The following is a 21,336-nucleotide window of genomic DNA, read 5'->3' on the forward strand; positions in this document are numbered from 1 at the left end:
AGGAGCGGCGAGCCCCTCTCTAACCGGCACCGTCACCGACCTGGAAAGCCTGGCCGAGCGCCTGATCGGGCGGATGGAGTGAGTCCAGAAAAGTCCGAGCGACTGTAAGGATCCGTTCTTGGCCCCGACATAGCCTGCACGACCCGATCACCGACGGGAGAAGGCAGGCATGACACGGACCCAGCACCCCCCACGTTTCTGGTTGGGCGGCCAGCGCGCCGATGAACAGGATCGCTTCTTTCGCGAGGCCCTGGAGTCGCGGGGCTGGCAGCCGGGCGACGAGGAGCGCTGGGACGCCGCCTGGGTCACCGGCATGCCCGACCCGGTGCACTTTCAGCGGGTCTCACCGCGGCGCAAGCTCAATCACTTTCCCGGCAATGCGGCGCTGACCGTCAAGAGTCGCCTGCACCAGAGCCTGGCCGAACTGCGCAGCCGGCTGATCGACGGCTACGGCACCGACAGCGAGTTCGCCGCGCGGCTCGACTTCTTCCCCCGCGCCTATGTGATGCCTCGGGACTACCATGCCCTGCAGCAGGCCGCCGAGGCAGGCCCCGAGCGGCGCTGGATCCTCAAGCCCACCAATGCCTCCAAGGGCAAGGGGGTGCGGGTGCTGCGCGATGTCGCCGAGGCGCCCCTGGCCCGGGACTGGCTGGTACAGGAGTACCTGGCCAACCCCCATACCATCCGCGGCCACAAGTATGTGTTGCGCCTCTATGTGCTGATCAGCTCCCTGACGCCCCTGCGGGTCTATCTCTACCGCCAGGGCTTCGCCAAGCTCGCCTCCGAGCCCTGGGACCCGGAGGACGCCGACAACCCCTTCAGCCAGTTGACCAATCCCGATATCAACGCGCGGAACCAGCGCGCCGAGGTGCCGGTGGAGTTTATCGACCTCGAGAGCTACCGGGCCTGGTTGCACGACCAGGGCCACGACGATGGGGCGCTCTTCGCCCGTATCGAGGACCTGGTGACGCTCACCGCCATCGCCGCCGTGGATGCCATGCGTGGCCGCACCGCCGAGGCGGGGGCCGACCCCCGCGGCTGTTACGAGCTGCTGGGCCTCGATTGCCTGGTGGATGACATCCTCAAGCCGTGGATCCTGGAGTGCAACCTCAGCCCCTCGCTGGGCATCTGCGCCGCCCCCGAGAGCGGCGGCCGGAGGGAAGCGGCGGTCAAGGAGAGCCTGGTGCGCGATCTGGTGACCCTGGTGGATATTCCCGGCGAGCAGCCGCCGGCTGAGGGCGGTGCCGAGGATGAATCGACCGCCTGGTTGTGCGAGGCCCAGGCGGAGCTGGCCCGGGCTGGCGGCTTCCGGCGCCTGCTGCCCGCGGCCGCGCCGGAGCGCTACCTGCCCTGTTTCTCCCTGCCCGGCCGCGCCGACCTGTGCCTGGCCGAGGCGCTGGGCGAGGGCCCCCTGGCCCCGCCCCGCCTGGTGCGGCGCCGAGTGACGGAGCTGATCGCCGGGGAGCGGTTGGCGCTGCATGATTCCGCTCGGGATCGGCTCTACCGCCTCAACGAGACGGCGTCACTGATCTGGCTGCTGGCCACCGAGGGGCTCGCCTCCGAGGCCATCGTCACGGAGCTCGCGCGGCTCGCCGCCCAGGGCGAGGCGTCGCCCGAGCCGGCGACCCTGCGCCGGGAGGTGTGGCAGACCCTGGGCGAGTGGTGCCGTCTCGGCCTGCTCTGCCAGGGCGAGGCCGGCGCCGGGCCTGCGCCCGAGGCGGATGCCACCCGGCTTTCCCGGCCGTCTCGTCATCGCCTCGACTTCGCTGGGCGGAGCTGGTGTCTGGAAGTCGCCGATAGCGCCGCCCTCGCGCGCTTGGCGACGGCCTTTTCTCTGCGCGAGGCCGAGGCCGATGCCTTCCCGCACCTGTCGGTGCTGCGGGAGCCCGGGGCCGGTTATGCCCTGGCCGCCGAGGGGGAGTGGGTCGCCGGTCGGCTCGGCCTGACTCACCTGGCCGGGACCCTGAGGCGGCAGCTGTTGCATCGCGCCGCCGCCCCCGACCAGCCGGTGGTGGAGGCCGAGTTGCTGAGCGATGGCGCCGACGGTGGCGTGCTCTGCCTCTACGCCAGTGACGCCGCCTGGGCGGCCTCGCTGGTCGAGGCCCTGGCCGGCGAGACGCCCGCTGGCTTCGGGCCAGGCCTGCGCCTGCACCTGGAGACGCCGGCCCGGGGCGACGCCTTGTCGCCTGAGGCCGCGCGACCGATAGGGCTGCGGGGGGTGCTGCTGGTCGAAGCGGGGGCCGCGATAGTGACGCCCCTGGATCTGCTCGCGGCCCTGTTGCCCCGGCTCCATGCCGCCGATATGAGGGCTCCCCAGGCAGTGCTGGGCTGGTTGGTCGGGGTGCCGGCGCGACGGGTCAGCACGCGGGAAGAATCCGAGGCGCTCCTGGCCGAGTGGCTGACACCCTCGGCGGCGATTGGCGACTGAATGAACCCAGGATGGCCCGCCCTCCGGCGGGGCACCACGGGCGAGGCCGCGACGGGCGGCCGACCTCGCCCGGAACGATGCCGCCCACCGGAAAGCGAGGAGAAGCATGATGACACCACAAGAGGAGACCCGTCGCAGCCTGCTGGCGCGCCTGGGGCGCGGCCTGGGCTATGCGGCCCCGGCGATGCTGCTGGTGGCGAGCGGCTTGACGACCCAGGCCGTGGCCGCCGAGGCCATGGACTCCGCGGGCTACACCAGTGGCCAGGAAGCGCCCTTGATGCTCGCCGAGGCCAGCGCCGATGCCGAGGGAGAAGCCGAGGCCGAAGCGGAAGGTGAAGCCGAGGGCGAGGCCGAAGCAGAAGGTGAGGCCGAAGGAGAAGGTGAGGCCGAAGCAGAAGCGGAAGCCGAAGGTTAGTGGCAGAGAAGACGGCGAGCCGGCGTTATTTCATGCCGGCTTCGCCGCGGTTGACCCGGGGGAGCGTACCGCTCCCGCGGGGATCAATGGAGAGACGCCATGACGCATCATCCCGCCGTCGATCTGGGCGGCCTCGTGGAGGAGAATCGCCAGGTCCTCGACCAGCTATGCGACTTCCTGGAGGGCCTCGCCCCCGAGGCCTATGCGAGTCCCCTGGGGGGGAATACGGCGCAGAGCCTGGGCAAGCACGTGCGCCATATCATCGATCACTATGACGCCCTGCTGGCCGCGGTGCCCGGCGGGCGCCTGGATTATGAACATCGCCGCCGCGAGGCCCGGCTGGAATGCTCTCCCCGGGAGGCACGGCGACGGCTACGGGGGATTGCCACGGCCCTGGAGGCACTGGGCACTCGCCCGGGAGACACCGCCCTGATCCTCGACTATCCCCTGGATGGCGGGCGCAGGCGCTGCCTGGCCACCGGCCTGGGGCGCGAGCTCGCCTTCCTGACCAGTCATACCGTTCACCATATGGCGCTGCTGGGGTTGTTGGCCGAGGGGCTCGGCCTGACCTTGCCCGAGCCCTTCGGCATCCATCCCTCCACCCGGCGCCACCGAGAGGAGCAAGCACGATGCCAGCAGCGACAACGCGCCTGACCGCCCTTCACTGGCGTTCTCGTCATCGGCTCTGCCAAGTGCCCATGTCGCCGATGAGACCGGGGGGCCGAGAACCCTGAGCGGAGCCATCGGTTAGGCCAGCTCGATCAGGTGCCCGCCGGCGGCCTCGGCATCCTGATAATCATGGGTCACCAGCAGGCTGGGCAGGCCCGCCTCGCGCAGGTGCTGGAAGACCCAATCGCGCATCTCTTGGCGCAGCTGGGTATCGAGCTTGGAGAAGGGCTCGTCGAGCAGCACCGCCCGGGGCTCGGAGAGCAGCAGGCGCATCAGTGCCACCCGCGCCTTCTGGCCCCCGGAGAGGGTCGCCGGGTCGCGGTCGCCGAAACCCGCCAGGCCGATATGGGCCAGGGCCGCCTCGACCCGGGCCCGCTTGTCGCGGCGGTGGCGGGGCAGGCCGAAGCGCAGGTTGCCGGCCACCGAGAGGTGCGGGAAGAGCAGCGGGTCCTGAAACAGCAGGCCGATGCCGCGCTCCTCCGCGGGCAGCGCCTGGATGGCGCGGTCATCCAGGCGCACCGCGCCGCTGGCCGTGAAGTCACCGCCCAGGAATCCTGCCAGGTAGGCCAGCAGGCTCGACTTGCCGGACCCCGAGGGGCCCATCACGGTGAGCACCTCGCCGGGGCCGATACGCGTATCCAGGGCCACCAGCGGGCGTCCGTTCAGGCGGATGTCGATGTTCTCGAGGTCGAGATGGTGTGCTTGGGTCATAGGGAATCTCGCATGCCGCGTCGACGGGACCAGAGCAGCCGGGGCAGGCCCACGGCCAGGGTGAAGCCCACCAGGGGCAGGCCGGCCTGGACCAGGGCCCAGACCCCGATCACCCGGCGATTGCCGCCGGAGGCCAGGGCCACCGCCTCGGTGGTCACGGTGGTGATGCGCCCGGCGCCCAGCAACTGGGTGGGCAGGTACTGGCCGATGCTGGCCGCCAGACCCACCGCGGCGGCGGTCAGCAGCGGAGCCAGCAGCAGGGGCAGGCGTACCCGCCAGAACAGCTCGTGCGGTGGCGCGCCCAGGGTGCGGGCCAGCTGCGACCAGCGGGGGTCGAGGCGGCGGTAGGCCTCGGCGAGGGATAGGTAGACATAGGGCAGCACGAACAGCAGGTGACCGAAGATCACCAGGCCATGGTGGGGGCGCGTGCCCAGGTACTCCATCACCACCACCAGGCCGAACAGGAAGGCGATCTGCGGCACGATCAGCGGCAGGTAGAGTAGCCATAGTGCTCGGGAGGGGCGCCGCCCGTGGCGCTGCTCGTTCTCCAGGGCCGCCAACACCAGCACCAGGGCCAGCAGGGTGGCGCCGAGGGCGATGATGGCGGTGGAGGCCAGCGGCTCGGCGAGCTGCGGCAGCACCCTGAGCCAGTGTTGCAGCGTCAGCCCCCGGGGCCAGGCCTCGGGGAAGCGCCAGAAGGTGGCCAGCGAGTTGATGGCCAGGCCGGCCAGCCCCAGGAAGGCGGTCACCGTGGTCAGCAGGATCAGGCCCCGCCCGGCCAGGCGCAGCGGCACCTCGCCGCGGCGCCGCCCGCCCCGGGCGATCCAGCCGCGCATCAGCCAGGCCCCGAGTCGCTCGAGGCACCACCAGGCGAGCAGGGCGGCGGCGGTGACTCCGAGCTGCAGGATGGCGCCGGCGGAGGCCAGGAAGCGCCGGGAGAGGTCCGGGTCGTTGAACCACTGCAGGATCGAGACGCTGAGCACCGGGGGCAGGGTGGGGCCGAGGATCAGGGCCACGTCCACTACCGAGGAGGCGTAGGCGATCACCGCATAGACCGGCAGGCGGATCAGCGGATAGAGCGCCGGTGCCACCCCCTTGAACCAGGCCAGGGTGGGCCGATAGCCCAGGGAGCGGGCCATGGCCAGGCGCCGTTGAGGGTCGAGCTGGGGCAGCGCCGCCAGGCTCATCAGCAGCAGGAAGGGCACCTCCTTGAGGACCAGGCCGGCGATCAGCGCCAGCCCCCAGGGGTCCTGGACGATCAGCAGGTCCGGGGGGCGCTCCCAACCGCTGAGGCCGGGGGAGACCAGCCGCAGCAGCAGCCCCGAGGGGGCGATCAGGAAGGCCAGGCCGAAGGCCGCCGCGGCATGGGGGAGGGAGAGCAGCGGCGAGACCAGGCGGCGCATCCAGCGATCGAAGCGCCCGCCCGCGGCGCTGGCCAGGAACAGCAGCACCACGGCCAGGGATAGCGCCGTGGTCAGCAGGCCGCTGGCGAAGCTGACGCCCACCGAGCGCCACAAGCCGGGCTGGGCGAAGAGCGCCCGCCAGGGGGCGAGGCTCAGGGTCTCGCCGCCGAGGGCCGGCAGGTAGCCGAAGGCGGGCAGCAGGGCCATCGACAGGCCGGCCAGGATGGGCCCGGCCAGCAGCAGGGCGATCAGCGGGGGAACCAGGCGCAGCATCATGAGTGGTGGCTGGCCCCGGCCTTACTGGCCCACATAGCGTTCCAGCCAGGCGGCCTCCAGGGCATCGACCCAGCTCGGGTGGGGCTGGCCGAGCAGCTCGCCGAGTTCCTCCGGGGGCAGGGTGGCGATGCCCAGGTCGATGGCGGCGAAGCGCTCGCGCTGCTGCTCGTCGAGGCGCTCCATGGCCAGCACGGTGCCGCTGCCCCAGACGGCCGGGTCCTGCTTGCGGGCCTGGGCCTCGGGGGAGAGCAGGAAGTCGGCCACCACCATGGCGCCGGCCGGGTGCGAGGCGTTGTAGGGAATCGCCAGGAAGCTCAGGTTGCCGAGCATGCCATCCGCATGCACATAGCTGCGCACCGTCTCGGGGAGTTCGAAGTTGGCGATGGCCCCGGAGGCCTCGGTGGTGCTGAAGGAGAGGGCGATGCCGATCTCGCCATCACCCATCAGGCGGCGCAGCTCCGAGCTGTTGGCGGGGAAGGCGCGGCCGCCGCGCCACAGGTGCGGGTGCAGGGCATCGAGGAACTCCCAGAGCGGGGCCGTCAGGGCGTCGAAGTCGCTCTCCTCGACCGGGGCGTAGAAGGGGCCGGTGTCCTCGGCCAGCTCCAGCAGGGCCTGGGTGATAAATGCGTTGCCGAGGAAGTTGGGCACCCGGGGGTAGGTGAACTCGCCGGGATTGGCGCGGGCCCAGTCGAGCAGCGCCGGCATCGAATCCGGGTGGTCGTCGACCAGGGCGGTGTCGTAGTAGAAGACCACCTGGGAGCTGTCCCAGGGCGACTCCAGGCCATCCACCGGGATGGTCCAGTCGTAGCGCACCGCCGGATTGTCCTCCGGGGCGGTCAGGGGGTAGTGGGGCAATTGCTCCGCCCAGGGGCCGAACAGCAGGTCGTTGGCCTTCATGGTGGCGAAGTTCTCGCCGTTGATCCAGATCAGGTCCACGCTGCCGGTGTCGTCGTTACCGGCCTGGCGCTCGGCCAGCACCCGCGACACCGCCTCGGCGGTATCGCCCAGCTTGACGTGGGTCAGGGTGATGCCATGGCGCGCCTCGACCCGCTCGGCGGTCCACTGGATATAGTCGTTGATGCGCTCCTCGCCGGCCCAGGCGTACCAGAACACCTCCTGGCCGCGGGCCTCCTCGAGCACCGCCGCCCAGTCATGGGGATCGGGGGCCGCCTGGGCGGAGAGGCTGAGTGACAGCAGCAGGGGGCTCAGGGCGCGTGGCATGGACCTTTGCATGGTCGAGGGCTTCCTTGTGGGTCAGAAGTGGTTCGGGGTGCCGAGGGCCTGGGCCAGGTCGGCGAATTCGTCGCGGACGCGCTCGATGATGGCGGCGTCGAGGTAGTGAGTCACCCGCTCGGCGACATGCGCGTTAAGCGCGGCGCTATTGTTGCGTCGGGACCAGTCCTCGCCCCGGCAAGGAGCGGCCTCGTCGGCGGACGTCACTCGCCACTTGGCGCACCAGGTGATCGACCACAGCCACATGGCGCGGCGCAGACCCAGGTGCCAATGGCGGTGTGCCCGACCCGAGGCGCCCATCGCGGCCTCCCAGGTCTCGTAGGCGGCGGCCACCTGCGCCGGGGTCAGTTCGGCCTGGCTCGAGTGGTCCCAGGTGGTGGAGGTGTAGAGGGTCGCATGGGCCAGGTCGAAGCCTGGGTGGCTATAGCGGGACTTCTCCAGATCGACCATCCACGCCTTGCCGCCTTCGTCGAGGAGAAAGTTGCCCGGGTGCGCATCGAAGGTGATCAGGGTGCACGGCGGTCGGTCGGCGCGGCTCAAATCGTGTCGGAAGCGGGCCAGCTCGGCTTCGATGCCTCGGCGTGCCGCCGTGGTCAGCCCGGCACGGGGCAGGTAGGCGGCCTGGCGCGCTACCTCGTCCAGCATGGCCGCCAGCGGATCCGCCGGCGCCAGCAGGGGCAATTGCCGTCTCGGGGCGGGCAGCGGCAGGCGGTGGATGGCGGCCAGGGCCTCGACCAGGGCGGGCAGGTCCTCGGGGAGCCGTGCCGGGCGCCCGGCGATCTCGCCGACCAGCAGGGCACCGCGGGGCATCTCGGGGGTCGGCTCCAGCAGGCGCTCCAGGGGCGGGGTATGGCCGGAGGGGGCGGCCCGGGAGAAACAGCAGGCCTCATAGTGCAGATGGGGCAGCGGCTCCAGGCCCATCTGGCTCTGCTTGGGCAGCCTGGCCAGCAGGCCGCTGCCGGTCAGGCGCAGGTGATCATGGGCCAGACCGGTATCGGCCAGCGCGACCAGCGAGCGATGGGGAATCTCCGCGGCCTGGGTCCTCAGGGCCGCGGCGAGGCCGGCATGGCGGGCGATGGGGGACGGCTGTGTCACGCTGGGGTCCTTGAGCGAGATGGGTTGCTGTCGCGATTCCTCCTGAGTCGCGATACCGGCCATGACCTTACAGCCGGTGCGTCAGCCCCGGCAACTCGGTGGGGTGTGGTCGGCCTGGACCAGGGTGTGGTAGCCGCCCCATAGCCGGGTCGCCGTGGTGATCAGGCAGGCCACGGCGAAGGCCGTCGCCAGGTAGGGGAAGTGATCGGGAAACACGCAGAAGAGCAGGAAGGCGAGGATGGTCTCGGTGCCCTCGGTCAGGCCATGCAGGTAGTAGAAGGCCTTGCGGGGAAAGCGGGGGCGCTGCAACTGGTGACGATTGGCCATGATGGCGAAGGCTAGGAAGGAGCTCCCCGTGCCGATAAAGGCGAATAGCAGCAGGGCCGCCACCAGCGCATTCCGCGCCGGGTCGGCCAGGGCGAAGCCGAAGACCACGGCGCCGTAGAAGACGAAATCGAGGCCGATATCGAGGAAGCCGCCGGCATCGCTGGTGGTATCGCCGAGGCGGGCTAGGGCGCCATCCAGGCCATCGGCGAGGCGATTGAGCAGGATCACGACCAGGGCCGGGAGATACCACTGCATGGCTAGCAGGGGCAGCGCCAGCAGGCCGATGGCGAAGCCCGCCAGGGTGACCCGGTCGGCGCCGACACCGCGGCGATGTAGCCAGTCCGCCAGCCGTATTAGTGGCGCCTGGGTCAGCGGCATGGTCCAGCGGTCAAGCATCGGGGGACTCCTTGTCGATCCATCACGGACTGTCGTCGGCGCGGGGCGACCAGCCTTACGGCCTGGTTGCGGCAATACCGTGATAATGGACTCGGTGTAAGGACCTGGCCAGGGCGGCGACCCAAAGAGAGGCCCCGTGCCCTCGACTCGGGGCCTTCTGCTCGGAGAGGTGAGCATGTACCGATTCCTGCTGACCGCGTTTCTCGCCTGGCTGGTTCTCGTGCCGGCCCTGGCGGCGCCTCCCACCCGAGAGGCCCCTCAGGGCATGGTGGCGTACCCTCTGGAGACGCTGCGCGCCGCCCGGCGCCCCGGTGGTCCGGGGCGCGACGGCATTCCGTCCATCGACCGCCCCCGGTTCGTGAGCGCCGACCAGGCGCGGCTGGATGACGACGATATCGTGATCGGCCTCTACCACCGGGGCGAGGCCCGGGCCTATCCCCAACGTATCCTGGTCTGGCACGAGATCGTCAACGATGAGGTGGGCGGGGAGGCCCTGAGCATCACCTACTGCCCCCTGACCGCCACCGCCCTGGGGTTTCGGCGCGGCGAGACCGAGCTGGGCGTCTCCGGAAAGCTGGTCAACAGCAATCTGGTGATGTACGACCGGGCCACCGGCAGCGAGTGGCCGCAGATCCTCGGCGCCGCCATCGATGGGCCCCTGGCCGGGCAAGGGCTCGAGGAGGTGCGCGTCGTCTGGACGACCTGGGGACGGTGGCGCGCCCGCTATCCCGAGAGCGAGGTGCTCTCCGAGCGTACCGGCTATGTGCGCAACTATCGACGCGATCCCTATGGCAGCTACGCCCCCCTGGGGGGGTACTACCTGCCGCAGAGTCGCCGGCTCTTCCCGGTCCTTCATCGGGATGGTCGTCTGCCCCCCAAGACCCTGATCTACGGCGTGCGTACCGCCTCAGGCGCCCTGGCGGTGGATCGTCGCGTGCTGCGAGACGCGGGCTTGATCGAGACTCGCCTGGGGGCGGAGCGCATCGTGGTGATTCATGATCCGGGGCTCGATAGCGCCTGGGCCTTTCGTAACCCCCGGGGGACTAGCCTCGATGCCGACACGCTTGGCTTCGGCCCAGAGGGCGTGAGTGGCCCGGGTATCGAGGCCCTGGAGCCACTGAACGGTTTCGAGGCCATGTGGTTCGCCTGGGTCGCCTTCTACCCCGCCACCGAGTTCTATGCGGAGGTCCCATGAGCCGCTTATGGCGTCGCCTGACGTCGAGCCCCGGGGCGATGGTCGGGTTGGGGGCGATGGCCCTGGCCTATGCCCTGGCCTTTCTCTGGTTGACCGGTGACCTGGCCGGCGGCGGGAGCGGCCTGGAGACCGGCTTCCCGGCCTGGGAGCGGCTCTTCGAGCGCCGTGGCTTCCTGCGCTTCGAGCCGGTGGGCTGGATCGTCGTGGGGGGCTGGGTCTGGACCTTCAGTCCCCTCAATACCCTGTTGGCATTGGGCCTGGGCATCCTGCTGGGGCTCAACCTGCTGGCGGCCTGGTGGGTGTGGCGCTCGCCCCGGGCCTGTGGCCTGGGCGAGGCCTCGACAAGCCTCCTGGCATCGATTCCGGCCCTGCTGCTCGGCGGGGCCTGCTGCGCTCCCCTGGTACTGATCTGGCTGGGACTGCCCCTCGCCGGGGCGGTGGCGGGGGTCATGCCGATCCTGTTGCCTCTGGCCGTGGTGGCCATGCTGGTAGGCCTATGGCGACTGGCGCGGCGCCTGGATCGGCCGCCTTGAGTCCGTCGCCAGGCTAGGGGGAGTTAGTCCCGGCGGTCGCCTTCCCGTGTCGAGTCATGGGGCGCGTCGAAGCGCTCATGGATCCGATGCAGCAACTGAAACTGTCGATCGCACTGCTGGCAGGCCGAACAGAGGGTGAGGTGGAAGCGCAGCGACAGGCGCTCCTGCCAGCGCAGGGGGCGGTCGAGGCGTTGCGACATCAGCTCGGTGGCACGCTTGCACATCATCATGATTTATCCTCCGCCAGCCACCCCTTCTCCACGCACTCCCTGAGGCGCAATCGGGCGCGATGCAGAATGACCCAGCAGTTGTTCTCCTTGATCTCGGCGATCTGGCAGATCTCGTCGGTGGAGAGTCCCATCAGCTCGCGCAGGGTAAAGACCCGGGCGATCGCCTCGGGAAGCGCGATCATGCAGCTGTCGAAGACGCGCCAGAAGTGATCGTTGTGCAGGGTCGCCTCCGGGTCGCCCCAGTCGCTGGGGCGTGCCGAGGGCTGCCAGCGGCCGTTCTGCTGGAACTGGCGGTCGATGGCGTCTTCATCGAGTTCGTCCTCCCAGGGTTGCCAATGCCCGCGACGCTTCTGTTCCCTCAGGGTGTCGAGGATCTTGTACTTGAGGATGCCGAAGACCCAGGTCTCGTAGCCGGAACGCCCGGAAAAGCTGGCATCCTTCTCGATGGCCGCCGCCAGGGCCTCCTGGACCGCATCCTCGGCCAGGGCGTTATCACGCAACTGCAGCCTGGCGAAGGAGACCAGCCGCGGCCTGACGGCGGCGAGGCGTTGCATGCGCGCTTGCTGCTCCTGCGAGGCGGGGTCATGAGCGGCGTCTGGCATGGTGATCTCCCTGTGAGTCGAGGTCGTGTCGAGTATCCTTGCAAACATCACGGCCTCGCGATAGGGCGAAATCGGGTGATGGTGCCGACCGGAAGCATGAAGTGGTGATTTAAATATTCATTATAAGAATAAAAGAGGCGTCTTCTCCCCGTAAGGCCAGGCGTGTTGCGACGACACAAGACGCAGGAGGCCCGGGACATCATTTCGACGGACCGATCCGCATCGGCACCGGTGTTTCCCGCGAAGCGCCGGCGAGCGACGCCGGTATTCACGCGACACCAAGATCAGGCAGCGAGGAGAACGACAATGACACACGCCTTCCCCCCATCCCGTTTCACCAAATGGCAGTGCACCCTGGCGGGCACCCTGTTGAGCCTCTCCCTGGCCGGGGTGGCCGTGCAGGCCGCGGCGGATGGCATGGATAACCCCTGTGCCGCCATCTCGACCAGCGCCGCGGCCAATCCCTGTGCGGCGGCCAATCCCTGTGCGGCCAATCCCTGTGCGGCCAATCCCTGTGCGGCCAATCCCTGCGCGGCGAATCCCTGCGCGGCGGCGAATCCCTGCGCGGCAGATAACCCCTGTGCGGCGGCCAATCCCTGTGCCGCCGACGATCCGGCCCAGGCGGTCAAGCGGCCGGAAGGCTATACGCCTGCGTATAGCGAGTCCGGCGAGAATGACGCCGAGCTGCTGGCGCGTGGGGAGGCGTTATTCAATGACGCCAGCCTGAGTGGCAACGGCCTGTCCTGTGCCAGCTGTCATGGGGGCGACCAGGGCTATCAGGCGACCTTCGAGCAGCCTTATCCCCATCGCGTCGCCATGGGCGAGAACATGTTTGGCATGGAGACGGTACATGCCGACGAGATGGTGCAGATGTGCATGGTGACCCCCATGGCGGCGGATGCCCTGGGCTGGGATAGCGAGGAACTGGCGGCCCTCTCGGCCTATGTGGTGGAGGTGCAGCGGCGCTATTCCGGGCAGTCCCATCACCTGTAACACCGCTGGTGGTCGTCAGCTGGGGGCCTGGCTCCCGGCTTACGTCTGTCTGTTACGCTGACGAGAGACCCCAGTAGGAGCCGTCATGACACTGTTGGAGGCCTTCTCCATCGGCGAGCCGGTCGTCCTGCCCGATCTCGCCGCCTATGATCCCGAGACCCTGAGGACCTGCCACCGGGCGGCCCGGGAGGCCCTCGACTGCCAGCGCGTGCTGAAGAAGGTGGGGCTCAACCTGGTGGGCGAACTGCTCAAGGGACAGGGACAGTTCGTGCGGCTCGAGCACTACCCCAAGGGGGATGTCTACGACCGGGAGACCGGCGGGCAGTACTACTACCATGCCCATCGCGACGGCGAGCATGGTCACTTTCATTTCTTCAATCGGCCGGCGAAGGATAACCGTCCCGGCAAGGTGAGGACGCCCACCCACCTGGTGGCGGTCTCCATGGATGCCTGGGGAGCGCCCATCGGCCTCTTTACCACCAACCGCTGGGTCACCGGCGAGCGCTGGCGTAGCGCCGAGGAGACCCTGGCCCTGGCCGAGTCCTTCGAGATCGATCACGCCTGGCCCTCCTGGCCGGTCAACCGCTGGGTCACCGCCCTGGTCAGCGCCTGTCGGCCGCAACTGGAGGTGCTGCTGGCCCACCGAGATCGCGAGATCGCCCGGCTCCGTGCCGAGGACCCGAAGATCTTCGAGAACCGCGATATCGAGGTGATCGGGCAGATCCCCCTGGACCTGCCCGCCTGGGCCGAGCGCCTCGAGGCGGCCTGCCGAAGGCCCTGAGTCTCGCTTCGTCCGGATGCCGGCTATGCTGGGGCAAGGTGATACGGGGAGGCGTCGGCATGAGCGACTGGGGCGAGCACTTTAGCTATCTGGAACGGGGCCTGCCCTATCGGCGCTATGCCCGGCCCGAGTTGCTGCGCATCGGCCTGGTGCTGCTGGATACCGACTACACCCTGGAGCGCGACTGGCAGCGGCTGCTCGGTGACGATCTGGAGTGCTTCTGTACTCGCTTGCCGACCACCGGGGAGGTGACGCCGCGCGCCTTGCTGGCCCTGGCGCCGAAGATCGAGGCCGCGGCCCACACCCTGGTGCCGGGACTGCCCCTGCATACCCTGGTCTTCGGCTGTACCTCGGCGGGGCTGTTGATCGGTGATCGGCCCATCGCCAGGACCTTCGCCGCGGTGCGTCCCGGGGTGGCGGTGACCCACCCCTGGCTGGCCCTGCGCGAGGCACTGGCGAGTCTGGGAGCGAAGCGTATCGCCCTGCTGACCCCCTATGTGCGAGAGCTCAATGCCGCCTTCTATGCCGCTTTCGCGGCGCTAGGTATCGAGGTGGTTGCGGTGGGCGGCTTCCATCTCAGCCGCGACGTGGATATTCCGGCGGTGGACCCGGACTGCCTCGGCGATGCCCTGGCGGTGTTGCTGGAGGGGGCCGAAGGGGTGGAGGCGGTGGTGATGCCCTGCACCAACCTGCGCGCCCTGGAGCGTCTCGACGCCCTCGAGGCGCGCTTCGGGATTCCCTGCCTCTCCAGCAACCAGGCCCTCTACTGGCATGCTCGGCGATTGGCCGGACGGGCCACGCGTCTGGAGGGGTTTGGCCGATTATTGGCGGGATAAGAGATGGCTCTCATCGACTGGCAGAATAATGCGGCATGCCCTCCGGGCGAGGAGGATCAGCGACTTCGCCGGGATGCCGACGCGAAGCGAGCCGGGTAGCGCAAGCCGACAGGGATGTCGGCTTCAGGTCGGCAAGAGGGACCTTGGTCCGGCCTGGTGCGCGTCACCCGGCTCGTGCCGCGTCGGGGTTTCGTCCCGGCGGGAGCGAGCCTGCTTGCCCGGAGGCAGCATGATAGCTCTCGGCTCTCGGCTCTCGGCGCTTAGCCCAGCCGCTGCCCGGAGACGCAGGGATGATAGAGCGGCTGGACGCTATTGCCGTCCGGGTCCAGGCAGTAGAAGCTGCGGGCGCCATCGGCATGATCATGGGGGGCGCTGGTCACCCGGACGCCCTGGGCCTGGAGGTAGTCGTGCCAGGCATCCACGTCCTCGGGGGTATCCACCACGAAGCCGAAGTGATCCAGGCGCTGGGGATCCTCGCCGGTGGGGGCCTTGGCGCGGCTCAGCGAGAGGTTGTCGTTGCCCAGGGTCAGGTAGACCAGGTCGGCATGGGCGCGGCGCAGCACCTCCATGCCCAGCAGGTCCACGTAGAAGCGTTCGCAGGCCTCCAGGTCCTGCACCTGGAGGGCGATATGGCGCATGCCATTGAGGGGAGCGGGGCGTTGCATGGTGGCTTCCTTTGGTCATCGACTCGTCTATGATATTTTGTGGAAAGTATTTCCATTTAAACCCTGCGTCAAGTCGAGGAGCCCTGCCATGTTCTGCATTATCGTCAAGACTCAACTCAAGCCCGGCCAGCGGGAGCGCTTCCTGGAGGCGATGCTGCCCAATGCCGCCGCCTCGGTGCGCGAAGAGCCGGGCTGCCACGTTTTCGATGTATTGGAAGACCAGCAGGACCCGAATCTCTTCTACCTTTATGAGATATACCGGGATGAAGCGGCCCTGGCCGAGCACAAGCAGACGCCTCACTACCAGGCCAGCCGCGAGGTGGTGAATCCCCTGATCGAGCAGCAGAGCGTGATCCGGGCCGGGGTACTGGCCACCAGCCCCGAGGTTCGCCGGGCCTGAGGCCGGAATGAACCAACGCCCCGGCGCCTCATCACACGACTAAGAGTGCGAGATAGCCGGAGGGTCAGCCATGGGCAGCATGCGGTGGAACACTCGTCAGGGCATCATCCTGATCCTGTCGCTATGCTGCCTGGCCCTCGGCAGCGTCCTGGCCTGGCATGCCCAGGCGCAACAGGCCGAGCGCAGCGCCTGGGTGCTGACCATCGACGGGGCCATCGGCCCCGCCAGCAACGACTACTTCCAGCGTGGCCTGCGCCTGGCCGCCGAGGCGAATGCCGAGCTCGTGGTGGTCAAGCTCAATACCCCCGGCGGCCTCGACGCCTCCATGCGAGAGATGATCAGCGCCATGCTCTCCTCACCGGTGCCGGTGGCCTTCTATGTCTCCCCCGGCGGCTCCCGGGCCGCCAGCGCCGGCACCTACCTGCTCTACGCCAGCCATGTGGCCGCCATGGCCCCCGCCACCCACCTGGGCTCCGCCACCCCGGTGCAGCTGGGCGGCGGCGGCCTGCCGGGGATGGATGATGAGCCGGACGCCCCCGCCGAGGAGGCCTCGGACGATGCCGTCGCCGACGAGGCGGCGGAGGCCACCAGCCAGGGCGCCGACGAGGCGCCCGCCCCGGAGAGCGAGCCCCGCCGCGGCGAGACCGCCATGGAGCGCAAGGTGCTGGAGGACGCGGTGGCCTATATCCGCGGCCTGGCCGAGCGCCACGGGCGCAACGCCGACTGGGCCGAGGCGGCGGTGCGCGAGGCGGTGACCCTGACCTCCAACGAGGCCCTGGAGCGCAACGTCATCGACGTGCTGGCCAGCGACCTGGCCGACCTGCTGGCGCAGATCGATGGCCGCGAGGTGGTGATGGAGAGCGGCACCCGGGTGCTGGACACCACCAACCTGGTGATCGAGACCTATGATCCCGACTGGCGCACCGAGCTGCTGGCGGTGATCACCAATCCCAATGTGGCCTACTTCCTGATGATCATCGGCTTCTATGGGCTGATCTTCGAGCTCTCCAACCCCGGCAGCCTGATCCCCGGCACCATCGGGGTGATCTGCCTGCTGCTGGCGCTGTTTGCCTTCCAGGTGCTGCCGGTCAACTACGCCGGCCTGGCGCTGATCCTGGTGGGCCTGGGGCTGATCGTCGGCGAAGCCTTTATGCCCAGCTTCGGCATCCTCGGCATCGGCGGCGTGGTGGCCTTCGTGATCGGCTCGGTGATCCTGATGGACGCCGAGCACCTGAGCATCTCGCTGCCGATGATCGGCAGCGTGGCCGGCCTGGCGGGCTTGCTGATGCTATGGGTGATGACCCGCTTCGTGGGCCTGCGCCGTGCGCCGGTTCGCACCGGTCAGGAGGAGCTGCTCCACGAGCAGGCCATCGCCCAGGAGGATTTCGAGGGGGAGGGGCATGTGCGCCTGCATGGCGAGCGTTGGCGGGCGGTGTCCGCCGCCCCGGTGCGCCGCGGCCAGCACCTGCGGGTGGTGCGGGTCGACGGCCTGACCGTGGAAGTGGCACCCCTGGACGCCGCCGACTAGCGGCTATGCTGTCGAGGGCGGCGGCGAATTCGCAGCGACAACCGAGGAGTCCGGACCATGATGGTGACCTATCTCGTTCCCCTGGTATTGGTGGTGATGTTCCTGGCGGCGGCGATTCGCATCCTGCCGGAGTACAAGCGCGGCGTGGTCTTCTTCCTGGGGCGCTTCCAGTCGGTGAAGGGGCCGGGGCTGATCATCATCATCCCCGGGATCCAAAAGATGGACGTGGTCGACCTGCGGGTGATCACCATGGACGTGCCGGAACAGGACGTCATCTCCCAGGACAACGTCACCGTCAAGGTCAATGCGGTGCTCTACTTCCGGGTGGTGGACCCGGAGAAGGCGATCATCCAGGTGGAGCATTACGTCAATGCCACCAGCCAGCTGGCCCAGACCACCCTGCGCTCGGTGCTCGGCAAGCATGACCTGGACGAGATGCTCTCCGAACGCGACAAGCTGAACGACGATATCCAGGAGATCATCGACGCCTCGGCGGAGGGCTGGGGCATCAAGGTGGCCAACGTGGAGATTAAGCACGTGGACCTCGACGAGAGCATGATCCGCGCCATCGCCCGCCAGGCTGAGGCGGAGCGCGAGCGGCGCGCCAAGGTGATCCACGCCGAGGGCGAGCTGCAGGCCTCCAAGAAGCTGGTGGAGGCCGCCAATATCATGTCCGAGAATTCCGCGGCCCTGCAGCTGCGCTACCTGCAGACCATGAGCGACATGAGCAACAAGAACGCCTCCACCATCGTGGTGCCGCTGCCCATCGACCTGGTCGAGGCCTTCCGCGAGATGAAGGCCTCGCCGGCGGCCCGGGCGCGTACCGGCGGGGGGGACGATGCCTCCTGAGTCCCGTCGGGCAGCGAGGGCCGCGAGGCGACCTTGAGCCCCCGCCTGTCGCCACGCCAGCAGGGCCTGTTGATGACCGCCGGGGGCGCCCTGGTGATCTCCCCGGATGCCTTGCTGATCAAGCTGATCGGCCTACCGGACGCCGCGATCCTGCTATGGCGGGGGCTGTTGACGGCGCTGGGCTTCGTGATCATCGTCTGGCTTCGCCAGGGGCGCGGCTTCTTCGCCGCCTATCGTCGTTGCGGCGCGACCGGCCTGCTGGTGGCGCTGCTCTTCGCCGGCTCTACCCTGGGCTTCGTGCTGGGCAACCAGTACACCAAGGGCGGTAACGTCCTGATGATCCTGGCCGGCGCGCCGCTCTTCGCCGCCCTGCTGTCGCGCTGCTTGCTCGGCGAGCGCCAGCTTCCCAGCACCTGGTTGGCCATCGGCGCCTGCCTGCTGGGCACCGCCCTGATCGTTGCCGACGACGCCGGCGCCGGCAGCCTCCTGGGCAACGGCTTCGCCCTGCTGGCGGCGCTCTCCCTGGCCGCCAACTTCACCCTCTGCCGCACCCGCCCGGGTATCGACATGAGTCCCATGCTGACCCTCTCGGGGCTGCTGGTGGCCCTGGCGGCGGGGGCGTATGGCATCGCCGGCGAGAGCCTCGCCTGGCCGCCGGCGCAGCGCCTGGGGCTGTTGCTGCTGCTGTGTCTGGGGCTGCTGCCGCTGGGCTTTACCCTGATCCAGCGCGGCCCCCTCTACCTGCCCGCCGCCGAGGTGGGGCTGCTGATGCTGCTGGAGGTGGTGGTGGGCAGCCTCTGGTTGTGGTGGCTGCTGGCGGAGCGCCCTTCGCCCTCGGCCCTGGTGGGTGGCGCCCTGGTACTCGGCACCCTGGGGCTCAAGGGCGCCTGCGACCTGCGTCGCGAGCGGCGCCTCAGGCGGCGGGTGCAGGGCGCCGGGTAAGCTGGTAGAATTCGCGCTCCTCAAAATCAGCGTCCTCGAGACCCCGGTCGAATGCCTGGCGTTCACCGCCTCGGGTCAGGATCGGACGCCAATGAAACGAGCAAGGGATTTTCAGCAGGTGACTCACGCCTCTCCGCGCGGTATGACGCCGCCCTAGCACTGCCTTCCTCCTCCGGGGAGACGCGATTGCCGTCATGGCGGCGTCACCCCCTGGCATCACTGTGGATGCCTGGCGCCCGCGCGCCCTCGTTTCACCCATCGCCGCAACTCATCAACGCTTCTCGCCCGGCGAGCCGCCCCTGTCATGGCAGGGCGTCGTGCACCTCGGCGAGGCATCACCCCTCGACTGGACCGCAGAATGATTCGATCGATCAAGCAAGACTGGTTCTCCAACCTTAAGGGCGACACCCTGGCCGGCATCGTGGTGGCCCTGGCGCTGATTCCCGAGGCCATCGCCTTCTCCATCATCGCCGGGGTCGATCCCAAGATCGGCCTCTACGCCTCCTTCTCCATGGCGGTGATCATCGCCTTCGCCGGCGGCCGCCCGGGGATGATCTCCGCCGCCACCGGCGCCATGGCGCTGCTGATGGTGACCCTGGTCAAGGAGCATGGCCTGGAGTACCTGCTCGCCGCCACCCTGCTCACCGGGGTGCTGCAGATCGTCGCCGGCTACCTCAAGCTCGCCGATCTGATGCGCTTCGTCTCGCGCTCGGTGGTCACCGGCTTCGTCAACGCCCTGGCGATCCTGATCTTTATGGCCCAGCTGCCGGAGCTCACCGACGTCACCTGGCATGTCTACGCCATGACCGCCGCCGGCCTGGTCATCATCTACGGCTTCCCCTATGTGCCGGTGATCGGCAAGACGTTGCCGTCGCCGCTGGTGTGCATCCTGGTGCTGACCGCCGTCTACCTGCTGACCGGCATGGAGATCCGCAGCGTCGGCGACATGGGCGAGCTGCCCGATACCCTGCCGGTGTTCCTGTGGCCGGACGTGCCGCTGACCCTCGAGACCCTGGGCATCATCTTTCCCTATGCGATCATGCTCACCGTGGTGGGGCTGCTGGAGTCGATGATGACCGCCACCATCGTCGACGATCTGACCGATACCCCGAGCGACAAGAACCGCGAGTGCAAGGGCCAGGGCCTCGCCAATATCGGCACCGGCCTGCTGGGCGGCATGGCCGGCTGCGCGATGATCGGTCAGTCGGTGATCAACGTGAAGTCCGGCGGCCGCGGACGCCTCTCCACCCTGATCGCCGGCGGGGCGCTGCTGATCATGGTGGTGTTCCTCGCCGACTGGGTCTCGCAGATTCCCATGGCGGCCCTGGTGGCGGTGATGATCATGGTTTCCATCGGGACCTTCAGCTGGAGCTCGATCCGCGACCTCAAGAAGCATCCGATGAGCACCAACCTCGTCATGCTGGCCACCGTGGCGGTCACCGTGGGTACCCATAACCTGGCCATCGGCGTCTTCGTCGGCGTGTTGCTGGCGGCGATGTTCTTCGCCAACAAGGTGGGCAATATCCTCTACCTCGGCTCCGAGCTCGCCGCGTCGGGCAACGCGCGCACCTATCGGGTGGTGGGCCAGGTGTTCTTCGCCTCGGCGTCGCGTTTCATGGCCGCCTTCGACTTCAAGGAGAGCCTCGAGAAGGTCACCATCGACCTCTCCCGGGCCCACTTCTGGGATATCACCGCCGTGGAGACCCTGGACCGCATCGTCATCAAGTTCCGCCGCGAGGGCACCGAGGTGGAGCTGATCGGCCTCAACGAGGCCAGCGCCACCATCGTCGACCGCTACGCCGTGCATAACGACCCGGAAGCCGTCGAGAAGCTGATGGGCGGTCACTGAGGGGAGGGACCCGCCGACGCCCCGGCCGCGCCGGGGTGTTCAGCGCGGCATCGATAGGGTAGAAACGGGGCATACGCCAGCAAAAGGATGCGAGCACAATGACCGATCATGTAATGGCCGCCATCGACGGCTCCCAGTTCTCCCAGGGCGTCTGCGATTACGCGGCTTGGGCCAGTCTGGCGCTGGCGGCGCCGCTCACCTTCCTGCACGTGGTGGACAATCATCCCCAGACCGCCGAGGCGGATCTCTCCGGCAATATCGGCCTGGGCTCCCGGGAGCACCTGCTGGAGGAACTGGCCAGCCTCGACGAGCAGCGCGCCAAGCTCGCCCAGGAGCAGGGCCGGCTGATGCTCCAGGCGGCCAAGGAGCGGGCCATCGGCGACGGCGTGGCGGAACCCGCCAGCCGCCAGCGCAACGGCACCCTGGTGGAGACCCTGGCGGAGCTGGAGGAGGAGACCCGACTGCTGGTGATCGGTAAGCGCGGCGAGGGACACCAGCAGGACAGCGGCCACCTGGGCACCAACCTGGAGCGAGTGGTGCGCAGCCTGCACCGCCCCATCCTGATGGTGCCGCCCACCTTCACCCGCCCCGAGAGGGTGCTGATCGCCTTCGATGGCAGCAAGACCACCCGCAAGGGGGTCGAGATGATCGCCAAGAGTCCGCTGTTTCGGGAGTGCGAGTGCCACGTGGTGATGGTGGGAGCGGAGCTCGCCGACCTGCGCTCCCAGCTCGACTGGGCGCTGAGCACCCTGCGCGAGGCCGGGCACCGGGCCCAGGGCGAGATCCGTGCCGGCGAGGTGGAGGAGACCCTGCGCGCCTATAAGGAGGAGCAGGGCATCGACCTGCTGGTGATGGGGGCCTACGGCCACTCGCGGATTCGTCATCTGCTGGTGGGTAGCACCACCACCGCCATGTTGCGCAAGGCGAAGTTGCCGGTGCTGCTGCTGCGTTAGGCTCTGTACGAAAACTGCCTGCGCTCG

The 21,336-nt window shown here is 68.8% G+C and carries 22 protein-coding genes; 14 read left to right on the forward strand and 8 right to left on the reverse strand.

The window, feature by feature from the left end:
• The first annotated feature begins 169 nt into the window (after window positions 1–169).
• The 3 genes from HPA02_RS15570 (at window position 170) to HPA02_RS15580 (ending at window position 3,497) form a co-directional block, all read left to right on the forward strand.
• Window positions 170–2,428, forward strand: a complete 2,259-nt coding sequence (locus HPA02_RS15570) for an amylase (RefSeq protein ID WP_146804131.1) — start codon at window positions 170–172, stop codon at window positions 2,426–2,428.
• A gap of 106 nt (window positions 2,429–2,534) precedes the next feature.
• Entirely contained in the window at window positions 2,535–2,843 is a 309-nt protein-coding gene (locus HPA02_RS18270) for a hypothetical protein (RefSeq protein ID WP_186810008.1), read from the forward strand.
• A gap of 99 nt (window positions 2,844–2,942) precedes the next feature.
• Window positions 2,943–3,497, forward strand: coding sequence for a DinB family protein (locus HPA02_RS15580; RefSeq protein ID WP_146804132.1), 555 nt, complete (start codon window positions 2,943–2,945; stop codon window positions 3,495–3,497).
• Between the two features lie 93 nt (window positions 3,498–3,590).
• Here HPA02_RS15580 and HPA02_RS15585 read toward each other — a convergent pair whose 3' ends face one another.
• The 5 genes from HPA02_RS15585 to HPA02_RS15605 form a co-directional block, all read right to left on the reverse strand.
• Window positions 3,591–4,223 (reverse strand): ATP-binding cassette domain-containing protein, encoded by a 633-nt coding sequence (locus HPA02_RS15585; RefSeq protein WP_146804133.1) that lies wholly within the window; start codon window positions 4,221–4,223, stop codon window positions 3,591–3,593.
• Complete coding sequence (locus HPA02_RS15590) at window positions 4,220–5,902, reverse strand: ABC transporter permease (RefSeq protein WP_244945939.1); 1,683 nt, start codon at window positions 5,900–5,902, stop codon at window positions 4,220–4,222. Before HPA02_RS15590 ends, HPA02_RS15585 begins: the two co-directional genes overlap by 4 nt.
• A gap of 21 nt (window positions 5,903–5,923) precedes the next feature.
• Window positions 5,924–7,135, reverse strand: coding sequence for an ABC transporter substrate-binding protein (locus HPA02_RS15595; protein WP_244945940.1), 1,212 nt, complete (start codon window positions 7,133–7,135; stop codon window positions 5,924–5,926).
• Window positions 7,136–7,156: 21 nt separating this feature from the next.
• Window positions 7,157–8,230 carry a phosphotransferase family protein gene (locus HPA02_RS15600; protein ID WP_146804134.1) on the reverse strand — a complete coding sequence of 358 codons (1,074 nt, stop codon included), beginning with the start codon at window positions 8,228–8,230 and terminating at the stop codon, window positions 7,157–7,159.
• A gap of 81 nt (window positions 8,231–8,311) precedes the next feature.
• Window positions 8,312–8,953 (reverse strand): CDP-alcohol phosphatidyltransferase family protein, encoded by a 642-nt coding sequence (locus tag HPA02_RS15605; protein WP_146804135.1) that lies wholly within the window; start codon window positions 8,951–8,953, stop codon window positions 8,312–8,314.
• Between the two features lie 175 nt (window positions 8,954–9,128).
• On the opposite strand from HPA02_RS15605, the gene HPA02_RS15610 reads away from it, so the two are divergent.
• Together HPA02_RS15610 and HPA02_RS15615 are read left to right on the forward strand one after the other, a co-directional pair.
• Window positions 9,129–10,148: a DUF3179 domain-containing protein gene (locus HPA02_RS15610; protein WP_146804136.1), complete on the forward strand. Its 1,020-nt coding sequence runs from the start codon at window positions 9,129–9,131 to the stop codon at window positions 10,146–10,148.
• A complete protein-coding gene (locus HPA02_RS15615) occupies window positions 10,145–10,681 on the forward strand; it encodes a hypothetical protein (RefSeq protein ID WP_146804137.1) in 537 nt (178 codons plus the stop codon). The genes HPA02_RS15610 and HPA02_RS15615 overlap by 4 nt, the downstream gene beginning before the upstream one ends.
• A gap of 23 nt (window positions 10,682–10,704) precedes the next feature.
• Here the strand turns inward: HPA02_RS15615 and HPA02_RS15620 are convergent, their stop codons facing one another.
• Together HPA02_RS15620 and HPA02_RS15625 are read right to left on the reverse strand one after the other, a co-directional pair.
• Complete coding sequence (locus tag HPA02_RS15620) at window positions 10,705–10,911, reverse strand: zf-HC2 domain-containing protein (protein WP_146804138.1); 207 nt, start codon at window positions 10,909–10,911, stop codon at window positions 10,705–10,707.
• A complete protein-coding gene (locus HPA02_RS15625; RefSeq protein WP_244945941.1) occupies window positions 10,908–11,513 on the reverse strand; it encodes a sigma-70 family RNA polymerase sigma factor in 606 nt (201 codons plus the stop codon). Before HPA02_RS15625 ends, HPA02_RS15620 begins: the two co-directional genes overlap by 4 nt.
• A 306-nt stretch (window positions 11,514–11,819) precedes the next feature.
• On the opposite strand from HPA02_RS15625, the gene HPA02_RS18480 reads away from it, so the two are divergent.
• The 3 genes from HPA02_RS18480 (at window position 11,820) to HPA02_RS15645 (ending at window position 14,123) form a co-directional block, all read left to right on the forward strand.
• The gene (locus HPA02_RS18480; RefSeq protein ID WP_244945942.1) at window positions 11,820–12,506 is read left to right on the forward strand and encodes a cytochrome-c peroxidase; all 687 of its coding nucleotides are present in this window, start codon (window positions 11,820–11,822) and stop codon (window positions 12,504–12,506) included.
• An 85-nt stretch (window positions 12,507–12,591) separates the two neighbouring features.
• Window positions 12,592–13,287, forward strand: a complete 696-nt coding sequence (locus HPA02_RS15640) for a DUF6969 family protein (protein WP_222594004.1) — start codon at window positions 12,592–12,594, stop codon at window positions 13,285–13,287.
• A 59-nt stretch (window positions 13,288–13,346) separates the two neighbouring features.
• Complete coding sequence (locus HPA02_RS15645; RefSeq protein ID WP_146804139.1) at window positions 13,347–14,123, forward strand: maleate cis-trans isomerase family protein; 777 nt, start codon at window positions 13,347–13,349, stop codon at window positions 14,121–14,123.
• A 260-nt stretch (window positions 14,124–14,383) separates the two neighbouring features.
• On the opposite strand, the gene HPA02_RS15650 is transcribed toward HPA02_RS15645, so the two are convergent.
• Window positions 14,384–14,788: a VOC family protein gene (locus tag HPA02_RS15650; RefSeq protein ID WP_146804140.1), complete on the reverse strand. Its 405-nt coding sequence runs from the start codon at window positions 14,786–14,788 to the stop codon at window positions 14,384–14,386.
• Between the two features lie 88 nt (window positions 14,789–14,876).
• Here HPA02_RS15650 and HPA02_RS15655 point away from each other — a divergent pair, with 88 nt between their 5' ends.
• The 6 genes from HPA02_RS15655 to HPA02_RS15680 all read left to right on the forward strand — a co-directional run bounded on the left by HPA02_RS15655 (window position 14,877) and on the right by HPA02_RS15680 (window position 21,309).
• Entirely contained in the window at window positions 14,877–15,188 is a 312-nt protein-coding gene (locus HPA02_RS15655; protein ID WP_146804141.1) for a putative quinol monooxygenase, read from the forward strand.
• Between the two features lie 79 nt (window positions 15,189–15,267).
• Window positions 15,268–16,716, forward strand: a complete 1,449-nt coding sequence (locus HPA02_RS15660) for an NfeD family protein (RefSeq protein WP_146804151.1) — start codon at window positions 15,268–15,270, stop codon at window positions 16,714–16,716.
• A 57-nt stretch (window positions 16,717–16,773) separates the two neighbouring features.
• Window positions 16,774–17,565, forward strand: coding sequence for a slipin family protein (locus HPA02_RS15665; protein WP_146804142.1), 792 nt, complete (start codon window positions 16,774–16,776; stop codon window positions 17,563–17,565).
• A gap of 33 nt (window positions 17,566–17,598) precedes the next feature.
• The gene (locus tag HPA02_RS15670; protein ID WP_244945943.1) at window positions 17,599–18,507 is read left to right on the forward strand and encodes a DMT family transporter; all 909 of its coding nucleotides are present in this window, start codon (window positions 17,599–17,601) and stop codon (window positions 18,505–18,507) included.
• A 358-nt stretch (window positions 18,508–18,865) separates the two neighbouring features.
• Window positions 18,866–20,356 carry a SulP family inorganic anion transporter gene (locus HPA02_RS15675; RefSeq protein ID WP_146804143.1) on the forward strand — a complete coding sequence of 497 codons (1,491 nt, stop codon included), beginning with the start codon at window positions 18,866–18,868 and terminating at the stop codon, window positions 20,354–20,356.
• 98 nt (window positions 20,357–20,454) lie between these two features.
• Window positions 20,455–21,309, forward strand: coding sequence for a universal stress protein (locus tag HPA02_RS15680; protein ID WP_146804144.1), 855 nt, complete (start codon window positions 20,455–20,457; stop codon window positions 21,307–21,309).
• Window positions 21,310–21,336: the final 27 nt, after the last annotated feature.

The organism is Bisbaumannia pacifica, assembly GCF_007989625.1.
GTDB classification, from domain to species: domain Bacteria; phylum Pseudomonadota; class Gammaproteobacteria; order Pseudomonadales; family Halomonadaceae; genus Bisbaumannia; species Bisbaumannia pacifica.